We start from the raw sequence: 12117 nt of genomic DNA on the forward strand, positions 1-12117 counted from the left end.
TTGGGACTTTGCTTACCTTTAAACCCCTATCTTCGTCCTTTGCCTTTTGGTTTTGGGGCTTACCGGTTCCCCCCCGCCCTTTTCTGGTGGGGCACCACAGATCACCAGATGCATCTGCCGGCTCCGCGGCTCGCATCGCTCCTACAAATCCAGCACTCCTCAGGCGCCAGCCATCCACTTCAGCATCAGGCCGGTCATGTAGGCGATCACCGTGCCGGTGGCATAACCCACCGTGCCCAGCAGCACACCCACCGGCGCCAGCGTGGGATGGAAGGCAGCGGCCACCACCGGCGCCGATGCCGCTGCGCCGATATTGCCCTGCGAACCAATCGCGAAGAAGAACAGCGGCGTGCGCAGCATCCGCCCCACCACGTACAGCAGGCCGATATGCACGCCCATCCAGATCACGCCCAGCAGGAACAGCCAGGGACGATCGGCCAGCGACAGCAGGTCCATCTGCATGCCGATGCAGGCAATCAGGAAGTACAGGAACAAGGTGCCGATCTTGGACGCGCCGGCCGCCTCCAGGTTGCGCGCACGGGTAAAGCTCAACAGCAGACCCGCAACGGTGGACAACATCACCACCCACACAAACGACGAATCCAATGAGGCCTTGCTGGCCCAGCTGACGTTCGCACCAAACCAGGCAGCCAGCGGTGTCGCCAATGCATGTGCCAGACCCACCACGCCCAGGCCGACGCCGACGATCACCATCAGGTCGGTCAGGCTGGGGTTGCGCGCGCTCTTGGCTTCGTACTCGGCGATGCGGCGCTTCATGTCGTCGATGGCCGAGGTATCAGCCCCACTTTTGGCATCAATCGCCTGCGAGCGGCCCGCCAACCACAACAGCACCGCCATCCACAGGCTGGCACAGGCCACGTCGACCACCGCGATCTGACCGAAGGTGGTGGCATCGACGTTGAAGGTCTCACGCATGGCGGCCATGTTGGCGCCACCACCGATCCAACTGCCGGCCAATGCCGCCATGCCGGCCCAGGTATCGCCGGCCACGGTTTCCGGATGGATGAACTTCATCACCTGGAACGACACCGCTGCACCCAGCACGATGCCGACGGTGCCGGTAACGAACATCACCAGCAGCTTGGGCCCCAGTCGGGCGATGCCTTTCAGGTCGATGGAGAGGGTGAGCAGCACCAGCGCCGCCGGCAGCAGCACGTCGCGGGCGATCGGGTTGTAGAGCTTGGTGCCGTGGCCGTCGATCAGGCCGGTGGTGTTGTAGATGGCCGGGATGAAGTAGCACAGCAGCAGTGCCGGCACCCAGGCGAACACCTTCTTCCAGAAAGGCGTGGGGCCGCTGGCCAGCCAGAAGATCAACGCCAGGGTGGCAGCGATCAGGCCGAGGCCGACGATGTCGTTGGTAATGAGGGCGGTACTGGGTTCGGTCGGCATAAGGCCTGTTCCTGTCGATCGAAGGGAAATAAAAACGCCACGTTGGTGACGTGGCGTGGGAGGGTGGAGCCTAGCATGGTGGTGGACAGGGGGTCTTGTTCAGCGAGAGCAGCGCTGTGCGCCTTCCCCTCTCCCCAACCCCTCTCCCGCAAGGGGAGAGGGGCTTCAAAGCTGCAGTTGCTGGCGTTCGCTTGGATTGAGCCTCTCTCCCCTTGCGGGAGAGGGGTTGGGGAGAGGGGAAGCGCGCAGCGCGCTTGGAATCACCCCGCCCCTGCCATCGCCCGCAAGGTAATCCCGACCACGTAGGCCGCACCGGTACCCACCGCATAACCCAAGGTACCCAACAGCACACCCACCGGCGCCAAGGCCGGATGGAAGGCGGTCGCCAATACGGGCGCCGAGGCCGGGCCTCCGATATTGCTCTGCGAGGCAATGGCGAAATAGAAGAACGGCACCTTCAGCAGCTTGCCCACCAGCCACAGCAGCACGATGTGCACGCCAATCCACAGCACCCCCAGCGCGAACAGCCAGGGCTTTTCCAGCAGGGCCAACAGATCCATCTGCATGCCGATGCAGGCGATCAGGAAGTACAGGAACATCGAGCCCCACTTCGACGCGCCGACGCCTTCCAGCTCGCGGGCGCGGGTGAAGCTCAGGCCCAAGCCAATGAAGGTGGCCAACAACACCACCCAGACAAAGGGCTTGTCCATGCTCACCGAACTGGACCAACTGACATTGGCGGCAAACCAGTTGGCCAACGGACCGGCCAGGCCGTGCGACAGCGCCACCGCACCAAACGCGATGCCGGCCATCACCATCAAGTCGCCCAGCGCGGGAATGCGCGCATGTTGCGCCTGGTAATTGGCAACCCGGTCGCGCAGGTCATCCAGTGCGGTGGTGTCGGCACCACTGCGCTTGTCCATGGCCGGCGCACGCGAGGCAAAGAAGATCAGCACCGCCATCCATACATAGCCCACGCCCACGTCCACCACCGCAAACTGGCCGAAGGTGGTGGCGTCGACTTCGAAGATTTCCTTCATCGCCAGCATGTTGGCACCGCCACCGATCCAGCTGCCGGCCAGCGCTGCCATGCCGCCCCAGGTGCTACCTGCCACGGTCTCCGGATGCAGCCAGGCCATCAGCTGGAAGGCCACCACCGCGCCCAGCATGATGCTCAGCACCGCCGCCACGTACATGGCCAGCATCTTCCAGCCCAGGCCGAGGATGCCCTTCAGGTCGATGGACAGCGTCAACAACACCAGCGCGGCTGGCAGGAATACATCACGCGCGATCGGGTTGTAGAGCTTGGTGGTTTCACCATCGATCAGGCCGAAGGTGTTGTACACACCCGGTATGAAGTAGCACAGCAACAACGCCGGCACGAAGCTGTAGAACTTCTTCAGCAGCGGGTTGCTGCTGCCCGACGTCCAGAAAATAACCCCCAGCGTGGCGGCGATCAGGCCGAACACGATGATGTCATTACTGATGAGTGCGCCTGTCGCGGCTGCCATCATCGTCTATCCCCTTGATGCGTGTATGCGGGCAAACCCCTTGCCCATGGATGGAACCTGCAGACACACCGCACCGGAACGGAGACAGCACTTGCGCAGGACGGAACACACTGGCGCATCCGTCGCCGCTCGCCAGCCCTCCAGGCCGGCGTCAAACACTTCCGCAACCGCCAGCATTCCGCTGGCCATCCAGCTCAGCGTCCAGTCACCACCGCCGCACGCTGCCTGGCGTATTCCTCATCGCTGATCAGGCCTTGCGCGCGCAGGTCTTCCAGCTGCTGCAGGCGCTTCTGCGCGCTTGCCACCGGGTTGCCGGGTGCCTTGGAAGAGCGCATCGCCAACCAGACGATCAGGCCAACCAGGCTGGCTGCAACGGCGAACAGAAACAGCAGGATCAACCAGTGCCAGATACTGAACATTCCCATCGCCCCCTCCATTACGACACCGCAGCGATGAGCACCCGATGGCACCGCCCGCTACAAGGAAGGGCGCGCCAATGGCACGCCCTTCCTCACCTGCTTACTGACCGATGTGCTGCTTCAACCAGCCATTGACCGTGTCATGCCATTGCACGCTGTTGTGCGGCTTCAGCACCCAGTGGTTCTCGTCCGGGAAGTACAGGAACTTGGACTCGATGCCCTGTCGCTGCAGCGCGGTGAAGGTGGCCAGACCCTGCTCCACCGGGATGCGGTAATCCAGCTGGCCCTGCACCACCAGCATCGGCTTCTTCCAGTTGGCGACGTGGTTGACCGGGTTGAACTTCTCATAGTTCTGCGGGACGGCGTACGGGGTGCCGCCCTGCTCCCACTCGGTGAACCACAGCTCTTCGGTGGCATAGCCCATGGCGCGCTGGTCGAACACACCGTCGTGGTTCACCAGGCACTTCCACGGCTCGTTCCAGTTGCCTGCGATCCAGTTGACCATGAAGCCGCCGTAGCTGGCGCCCAGCGCACAGGCCTTGTCGCCGTTGAGGAAGCTATACTTCTGCTGCGCCGCAGCCCAGCCCTTCTGCAGGTCTTCCAGCGGGCGGTCGCCCCAATGCTGGCTGATCGCATCGGTGAAGGCCTGGCCATAACCGGTGGAGCCGTGGAAGTCGATCATCACCACCGCATAGCCCTGGCCGGCATAGGTCTGCGGGTTCCAGCGGTAGCTCCAGCCATTGCCGAAGCTGCCCTGCGGGCCGCCGTGGATCAGGAAGGCAACCGGGTACTTCTTGCCTTCCTGGTAGTTGTGCGGCTTGACCACGTAGCCGTGCACGGTCTCGTCGTTCCAGCCCTTGAACGAGAACTGCTCGAAGTCACCGAAGTTCACTCCCTCGAGCATTTCGCCGGCGCTCTGGGTGATGGCGCGCTGCGGTGCACCGGCAGCGGTGCTGCTGGTGAACACCTGGTCGCCGCTCTTCAGCGAATTACGGGTGAAAGCCAGCGCATCACCGGCGATATCGAAGGAGGAGATGCTGCCCTCGCCCACCAGCTTGGTCGGCTCGCCGCTGGCGATGTTCACTGCGAACAGCGGATGTTCGCCCATGTCCTGCGCGGTGGTGTAGATGGTCTGGCCATCGGCCGACAAGGTGATGCCATCGGCCGAACGGTCCCACTGCGCGGCGATCTCATTGACCTTGCCGCTGGCCAGGTCCATCGCCATCAGGCCGAAGCGGTCAGCCTCGAAGCCCGGGCGCTTCATCGCGCGGTAGAACAGGGTCTTGCCGTCGGCGCTGAACACCGGGCCGGCGTCCCACGCGGGATTGGCCGCGGTCAGGTTGACCGGTGCCTGCTTGCCGGCAGCGTCGAGCTTGTACAGGTCGAAGTTGGTCGACCACGGCTCCTGCTTGCCCTGCACGCGGATGCTGGCCACGACGGTCTTGCCATCCGGCGACCAGACGAAGTCTTCATTGCCGCCGAACGGCTTGGACGGTGCATCACCGGCCAGCGTCGCGCTGATCGCCGATGCGCCCTTCACCGCAGCTGCGCCTGCAGCCGGCAGCGGTGCGACGAACAAGGTGTTGCGGCGGCCATCAGCCCAGGTATCCCAGTGGCGCACGAACATGCTGTCGTAGACCTGGCCGCTGCTCTTGCTGGCCTTGTCCTTGTCCAGGCGCTTGCTGGTGCAATCCAGGTCCGAGCCGCAGTCCTGGAACACGCCGGCGCTGAACAGCACGCGGTCGCCCTGCGGCGAGATGCGGTAGCTGTCCACGTCCAGGGCGAAGTCGGTGAGCTGGCGCGGTTCGCCGCCAGCCAGCGGCATCACATACAGCTGCTGGCTGCCGTTCTTGGCGCTGAGGAAGTAGACGTTCTGGCCCTCGATCGAGGCCGAATTGACGTTCCAACCGGCCGGGGTCAGCTGCTTCGGCGGTGCCATGTCGCGGGTGCGCAGGTCACGGATCCACAGGCTGTTGCTGGCCTTGAGGTCGGCATCGACGATGCGCTTGGCAAACACCACCTGCGCGCCATTGGCGCTGAGCAACGGCGCGGAGGCGCGGTCCAGCTTGACCATGTCGCGGACTTCAAAACCGCGCGCACTGGCCAGCGACGGCAAGGCGGCCAGCAGGCACAGTGGCAACAGGGCGTGACGAAGCTTCATGGGCAACTCCCAGGCAAAGACAAACCCCGATGGTAGGCGTCCAGCCCACCCCACTGCAAAGGCTTGAAGTCATGGCCCGACAACCGCCGCAAACAGCAAAGCCGCCCAAGGGCGGCTTTGCTTTGCTTTGCTTCTGCCTAAGCCCCTCTCCCGTTTACGGGAGAGGGGTTGGGGTGAGGGCGCGTTGGCTTGAGCCCCCTCCCTTTGGCCGCAGGCCAAGGGGAGGGTTGGGGAGGGGTGCTTTGGCTTTGGCTTTGGCTTTGGCTTTGGCTCCAAGCCCCGGCCAACTCAAAACCAAAAGCTCCCCTCTTCCGCCCTTCGGGCACCTTCTCCCACAAGGGGAGAAGGGAAAATCAGGCCTTCGCCGCCGGCTCGCCCTTCTTGCCGATGCGGTACAGCAGCAGGCCAACCAGGAACAGCACGAACAGGCCTACCCAGGCCGACAGCGTCGCCCAGGTATCGGCAAAGCCGCCCAGCGGCAGCGCCAGGATGTCGCCCTGCCCGCTCACCACGATCGGCACGGCGATAGCGATACCCATCAGCGCCTCACCGGTGATCAAGCCGGCAGCAAACAGCACACCCGGGCGATGCACGCGGTCGCGGCCTTCTTCATCGTCGGCACGCAGCTTGTGGAAGCGCTCGACCAGATGGGCCAGCAGGCCGCCCAGGAAGATCGGCACCATCAGCTCCAGCGGCAGATAGATACCGATGGCAGCAGCCAGCACCGGCACGCGGAAACGCTTGCCGGTTTTCTTCAACCACTCGTCAACGGCAATGATCACCGCGCCAACGCCCGCGCCCAGCGCGATCATCGTCCACGGCAGTTCGCCGCCAAACAGGCCACGGGCCACCGAGGCCATCAGGTTGGCCTGCGGTGCGGCCAGCGAGTTCGGGTGCTCGGCGGTCGGCGCGCCGATGCCGTAGGCATGGGCCAGCAGGTTCAGCACCGGCGCCATGATCAGGGCGCAGGAGAATGCACCGATACCCAGCATCAGTTGCTGCTTCCATGGCGTCGCGCCGACCAGATAACCCGCCTTGAGGTCCTGCAGGTTGTCACCGCCAACGGCGGCCGCACAACACACCACCGCACCGATCATGATCGCCGCCACCGCGCCCAGCGGAGCACCGCCGACGCCAACCGGAATCAGTCCGTCCTTGCCCAGCAGCAGCACCAGCACCACCGAGGCGAACAGGATGGTGGAAATGGTGATGCCCGAAACCGGGTTGTTGGACGAACCAATCAGGCCGGCCAGGTAGGCCGACACCGACACGAACAGGAAGCCGGCGACGATCATGATGATGGTCATCGGGATCGACACGTGCCATTGGCCGACGATGGCCTGGTACAGGCCCAGCAGCGGCAGGGTGAAGGCGATCAGGGCGATCAGCATCCACTTCATCGGCAGGTCGCGTTCGGTCTCGGCCAGGGCCGGGCCACTGCTCTTGCGCGCAGCGGCAAAACCGCTTTTGACGCCATTGAGCAGCGACTTGCGCAGCGAGAACAGCGTCCAGACGCCGCCGATCAGCATGGCGCCCACGCCCAGGTAACGGATCTGCGAACCCCAGATGGCAAAGGCCGCATCGGCGGCCGGGGCGTTGGCGATGGACGCCGCCAGCTCCGGGTTGGTGCCCATGAAGAACGCCTGGTACAGCGGAATGGCGATATGCCAGGACAGGATGGAGCCGGACAGCACCACGATGCCGACGTTCAGGCCGACGATGTAACCCACGCCCAGCAGCGCCGGCGACAGGTTGGTGCCGATGAAGGCGGTGACCTTGGAGCTGCCCACATAGGCGGCCTGCGCCCAGGCGTCCGGGAAGATGCGCAGGCCCGAGGCCGCCGCCAACTTCACCAGGCCGCCGATGGCGGCCGAAATACCGAGGATCTTCATGCCCGGGCCCGGGTTTTCACCGGCCTTGAGCACTTCCGCGGCGGCCTTGCCTTCCGGGAAGGGAAGCGGATCTTCGACGATCATCGAGCGCCGCAGCGGCACCGAGAACAGCACGCCCAGCAGGCCGCCCAGGCCAGCGATACCCAGCACCCACCAGTACTTGAAGTCCGGCCAGTAACCCATGATCACCAGCGCCGGGATCGTGAAGATCACGCCGGCGGCAATCGACGAACCGGCCGAAGCACCGGTCTGGACGATGTTGTTTTCAAGGATGGTGCCGCCACCAAGCAGACGCAGCACGCCCATCGAAACGACGGCGGCCGGAATGGCGGTAGCAATTGTCAAGCCTGCGAACAGACCCAGGTAAGCATTGGCGGCGGACAGCACCACAGCCAGCACGACGGCAAGAACCACCGCGCGGAATGTGAGCTGCGCAGGCGCAGCGTTGTTCATGGAAAGCCCTTGGATGGCAAAAAAACCCTCGCCACGCTAACGCCCGCTTAACGGCAAGTCCAGTCGCGACGCCGCACGGCCCCCGCTGCGGCACAGCCAGCGCCCTGATTCAGCACAGCCTGACAAGGGTTTTGCCGGATGCTGCGCTGCGGGCGATGCGGCGCCGACAGCACGCCTATACTCGCGGCCTTCGATTTTGACGGTTGCCCATGTCCACATCCTCCCTGCCGGCGACCGGTACCGACGACTTCCTCGGCCACCCCAAGGGTGTCTACGTCTGCTTCTTCACCGAGATGTGGGAGCGCTTCTCCTTCTATGGCATGAAGGCCTTGCTGCTGCTGTACCTGACCAAGTACCACTTGTTCGGCGACAAGGCCGGGCTGGACCTGCTGGGTGCCTACGGTGGCCTGGTCTACTGCATCCCGGTGTTCGGCGGCCTGCTGGCCGACCGCTGGCTGGGCATGCGCAAGGCGGTCGTGTTTGGCGGCATCCTGCTGGTGCTCGGCCATGCCGGCATGGCCTTCGAGGGCCACGCCGCCCACCGCGTCGCCGGTGAAGTGGTACGCGACGAAGCCGCGCTGTCGATCACCTACCTGTCGCTGGCGCTGATCATCATGGGCGTGGGCTTCCTCAAGCCCAACATCTCCACCATCGTCGGCAAGCTCTACCCGGAGAACGATCCCCGCCGCGACTCGGGCTTTTCGCTGTTCTACGCCGGCATCAACCTGGGGGCGCTGTTCGCCTCGCTGGTCTGCGGCTTCCTCGGCGAAGCCTATGGCTGGAAGTACGGCTTCGGTGCCGCCGGCATCGGTATGCTGGTGGGCCTGGCAATGTTCCTGTGGGGCCAGAAGTACCTGCAAGGTCACGCCGAGCCGGCGCAACCGGCAACCCTGCGTGAGCGTGTTCTTGGCATCCGCCGCGAATGGCTGATCTACGGCGTCGCCATCGTCGGCATCGTTCCGGTCGCGGCGTTGATGTGGGCAGCAGCCAACGGTGCGTTCGCACTCGGCGGCGAAATCAGCCTGGCGCTGATGCTGATGATCGTGGTGCTGGGCGGCGTGCTGCTGTGGTTTGCCTGGTTCACCGGCACCCAATGCACGCCGGTGCAGCGCCAGCAGATGATCGCGCTGATGGTGCTGATCTTCATGGCACTGGTGTTCTTCACCCTGTACGAGCAGACCTACGGCTCCTGGGTCACATTCACCGACCGTCTGTTGACCAAGGACCTGGTGCCGTCACTGGTGATCCGCGAAGGCACGCCGCTGCCGTGGTCCATCGTTTCCCTGCTGTTGGCGCCACTGGGTTTCGTGGTGGCCGCGCGCCTGTCCGACCGCAACCCCGCCTCCGCCGCACCGCGCCTGCTGTTTGCGGTAGTCGTTGCCGCCATGCTGGTGATGCTGGTCCGTGACTGCCTGGTACTGCCGCAGACCGCGGGCTCGCTGACCTATCTGGGCGCGCTGTTCCTGGTGCTGCTGGCGCCGCTGTTTGCCGCCCTGTGGGCATGGCTGGACAAGCGCAGGCTGGATCCGTCCAAGCCACTCAAGTCATCGTACGGGCTGGTGTTCGGCGCATTGTCGTTCGTCCCGCTTGCGCTGGCCGCGCAACAGGTGGGTGCGACCGGCGAGATGGCCAGCGTGTGGTGGCTGGTGCTGGCCTACCTGATCCTGGAAATCGGCGAGATGTGCCTGTCACCGGTGGGCCTGTCGGCGGTCACCCAACTGGCCGCACCGCGGGTGGTCAGCCTGATGATGGGCACCTGGTTCCTGGCCACCGCCTTCTCCGAAACGCTGGCCGCACTGTTCGGCAAGCTGGCCGCTATCGACGTACCCGAAGGCGAAGTGATGAACATCGCCGAGGCCGCCGGCCGCTACGAGCACCTGTTCTGGCTGCTGATGTGGATAGGCCTGGGCTGTGCGGCAGTAGCCGTGCTGGCCTCGCCTTTGCTGAAACGGATGATGCACGGCGTCCGCTAACCCCTGCTTTTGTAGGAGCGGCGTAAGCCGCGAAGCTAGCACCGCATGCGTGGCAGCAACATCCGCAACCTGACACAGCATCAGCTTCGCGGTTTACACCGCTCCCACAAAAACTCAGGGCCAACGCCCGCAAGGCGATCAGGTGGCTACTTCGCCTTCTCTCCACCCAGATGCTGCGACAGGAAGCCCAGCAACCTGCCGTAATACTCGCGCTGATGCGGCTCGGTATAGAAGCCATGCCCTTCGGTACTGAAGTACAAAGACTCAACCGGTACGCCAGCCCTCTTCAACGCCACCTCCATCATCCGCGTGTGCTCGATCGGCGCGATCTCGTCCTCACCACCGGCCGCAAGAAACACCGGAACCTTGATCCGATCCGCAAAACGATTCGGTGATGCAGCAGCCAGTGCGCCCTGATCCTCACCCACCCAATCCTTGGACCAATTGCCGAGACTACGAGCGGTGCGCGCATCCGCACGCTGCATCATTGGCAAGTCATAGACACCTACATAGCCGGCAGCACAGCGATAGAGCGAGGGCTCCTTTGCTGCACCCATTAGCGCAGCGTACGCGCCATAGCTGGCGCCATAAATGCAGATCTTTGTTGCATCAGCCAGTCCTTCGCGGATCGCCCAGCGGGTCGCATCGGTAAGATCGTCCTGCATCGTTCCGCCCCATTGCTGCGCGCCGGCACGACGAAACTCCCAACCGTAGTTTCCCGAACCGCGATAGTTGACCTGCATGACCGTATAGCCTGCGGCAGCCAGCATCTGCGCATCACGGTCGTAGCGCCATGCGTCGAAGATCCCGTATGGCCCACCATGCGGCATCAGCACCATCGGCCGCTGGCCTGTGACACCACGTGACTTGGTAAGGTAACCATGGATCTTCAATCCATCGCGTGCAGCAAAGCTGAAGGGTTCAACCACGGCAGCTGCGTCCGGGTCGATCCAGCTGCCGCTGGCCACCACAAAACTCAGTTTCTTGGCAGCCGAGTCATACAGGTAGAAATCGCCCGGATTACTGCCAGACCACACTCTCACCATCGACAACAGGCCGTCCTTGGTACTGGAAGTGATCCGCAACGACTGCCCCGGAAATGCAGCTTCCAGACTACGGAACAAACGCGCCTCAGGCACACCGTCATCGAAGAACACACTGCGGTGGCGCCCATCCATTATCTGCGCGCCGACAGGCACACGCGTGCCGGTGCGGTAAATAATCGACCACGGGTCCGCTGCCTGGTCATGCAATACGGTAGTACGGGCATTGGTGGAGGGATTCCACGCCACGATACTGTCTGGCCCCTTGCCCTCACCACGCACCTGCAGATAGGCCAAGGTGTTATCTGCCGAGAAGCCCAACGGCACTTCGATGCGGCCATTCGCCATCTGATCGTTGATCAATCGCCAGTCGGTGCCCGCCGCATCGCGGTAGTACAGCTTACTGATATTGTCCGTACCCGAACCCAGCGCCAGGCGCACCTCGCCGGTGTTATCCGTAACAAAGCTGGCGTTGCGCACTGGCGCCGTCGCGGCCACCACACGACGCCCGCTTTTTACATCCAGCCTCTCAGCACGGGTGAATGGCTCCATCGTGCCCAAAGGCCATGTCGATACCACCACATTCCGGTCATCTGCAGGCAAGCCATCAACCAGAAACGCGGCCACGCTCTCCACCTTTTTTGGCTGGATACGGGTACCTGGGCCATTGCCTTGTACGCGGAAACCAACCAACAACTCCGCCTCCCCGCCATCAGCGTTCATGGCGTACAACTCGCCGGTCAAACGCGGCTCGTCCAATAGGCCAAATTTCTCGGCGATACCAATCAGCACTCGCTCGTCGTTTACCCAGTCGAAACTGTTCACATGCATATTGCGCTGCAGGACGAACGCGCCGGCTTTCTTGTTGCCCTCACGGGTGAAAATAACAAGCGCGGTTTTGTCTTCCAATGGAACGGTGGCCGCGTAGTACTTACCTGAAGGCGACAACTTGATGTCGTTGAAATCATCCTTGCGAATGAACTGCCCCAGATCCACAGCAGCCCAGCTGCTGGCCGAACAAAAAGACAGCACCAGAGCCATCCCCAGCTTCATCATCTGCATTTTGCCCCCATTGAACGGGCATCCGGCCCGCGTTGGGCGATTCTAGCCAGCTATCAGCTCGCTTTTCCATATGGAAAATGCGCAGGAGCACTTCGGAGGATAGCGGGCTACACCCATGCTCGGCGAATAGACATCGTTACCAGAGAAAATCCGGCCCATACGACTTCATCACCCCATGCACGCCCCTGGAGTT

7 protein-coding genes are annotated in these 12117 nt (G+C 63.3%); 1 reads left to right on the top strand and 6 read right to left on the bottom strand.

All coding sequences use genetic code 11. The features are described 5' to 3' along the window. Positions 1 to 159: 159 nt before the first annotated feature. From AC1VXC_RS06175 to AC1VXC_RS06195, 5 genes are all read right to left on the bottom strand, one after another. Positions 160 to 1410: a DUF819 family protein gene (locus tag AC1VXC_RS06175; protein ID WP_313170531.1), complete on the bottom strand. Its 1251-nt coding sequence runs from the start codon at positions 1408 to 1410 to the stop codon at positions 160 to 162. A 260-nt stretch (positions 1411 to 1670) separates the two neighbouring features. Beyond that, positions 1671 to 2921 (bottom strand): DUF819 family protein, encoded by a 1251-nt coding sequence (locus AC1VXC_RS06180; RefSeq protein ID WP_481538223.1) that lies wholly within the window; start codon positions 2919 to 2921, stop codon positions 1671 to 1673. 194 nt (positions 2922 to 3115) lie between these two features. Further along, positions 3116 to 3346 (bottom strand): SHOCT domain-containing protein, encoded by a 231-nt coding sequence (locus AC1VXC_RS06185; RefSeq protein WP_313493841.1) that lies wholly within the window; start codon positions 3344 to 3346, stop codon positions 3116 to 3118. 94 nt (positions 3347 to 3440) lie between these two features. Further along, positions 3441 to 5501: a S9 family peptidase gene (locus AC1VXC_RS06190; RefSeq protein WP_481538222.1), complete on the bottom strand. Its 2061-nt coding sequence runs from the start codon at positions 5499 to 5501 to the stop codon at positions 3441 to 3443. 353 nt (positions 5502 to 5854) lie between these two features. Beyond that, entirely contained in the window at positions 5855 to 7846 is a 1992-nt protein-coding gene (locus AC1VXC_RS06195) for an OPT family oligopeptide transporter (protein ID WP_293714347.1), read from the bottom strand. 209 nt (positions 7847 to 8055) lie between these two features. Between AC1VXC_RS06195 and AC1VXC_RS06200 the strand changes: the two genes are divergently transcribed. Beyond that, positions 8056 to 9819 (top strand): peptide MFS transporter, encoded by a 1764-nt coding sequence (locus tag AC1VXC_RS06200; protein ID WP_481538221.1) that lies wholly within the window; start codon positions 8056 to 8058, stop codon positions 9817 to 9819. 146 nt (positions 9820 to 9965) lie between these two features. Here AC1VXC_RS06200 and AC1VXC_RS06205 read toward each other — a convergent pair whose 3' ends face one another. Beyond that, positions 9966 to 11918, bottom strand: a complete 1953-nt coding sequence (locus tag AC1VXC_RS06205) for an alpha/beta hydrolase family protein (RefSeq protein WP_481538225.1) — start codon at positions 11916 to 11918, stop codon at positions 9966 to 9968. Positions 11919 to 12117 lie beyond the last annotated feature (199 nt).

Source organism: Stenotrophomonas sp. STEN033 (assembly GCF_056856655.1).

What these genes read in the sequence shown, in the direction of transcription:
- AC1VXC_RS06175 (WP_313170531.1), bottom strand. Translation starts at nt 1,410, where the DNA reads ATGCCGACCGAACCCAGTACCGCCCTCATTACCAACGACATCGTCGGC.
- AC1VXC_RS06180 (WP_481538223.1), bottom strand. Translation starts at nt 2,921, where the DNA reads ATGGCAGCCGCGACAGGCGCACTCATCAGTAATGACATCATCGTGTTC.
- AC1VXC_RS06185 (WP_313493841.1), bottom strand. Translation starts at nt 3,346, where the DNA reads ATGGGAATGTTCAGTATCTGGCACTGGTTGATCCTGCTGTTTCTGTTC.
- AC1VXC_RS06190 (WP_481538222.1), bottom strand. Translation starts at nt 5,501, where the DNA reads ATGAAGCTTCGTCACGCCCTGTTGCCACTGTGCCTGCTGGCCGCCTTG.
- AC1VXC_RS06195 (WP_293714347.1), bottom strand. Translation starts at nt 7,846, where the DNA reads ATGAACAACGCTGCGCCTGCGCAGCTCACATTCCGCGCGGTGGTTCTT.
- AC1VXC_RS06200 (WP_481538221.1), top strand. Translation starts at nt 8,056, where the DNA reads ATGTCCACATCCTCCCTGCCGGCGACCGGTACCGACGACTTCCTCGGC.
- AC1VXC_RS06205 (WP_481538225.1), bottom strand. Translation starts at nt 11,918, where the DNA reads ATGATGAAGCTGGGGATGGCTCTGGTGCTGTCTTTTTGTTCGGCCAGC.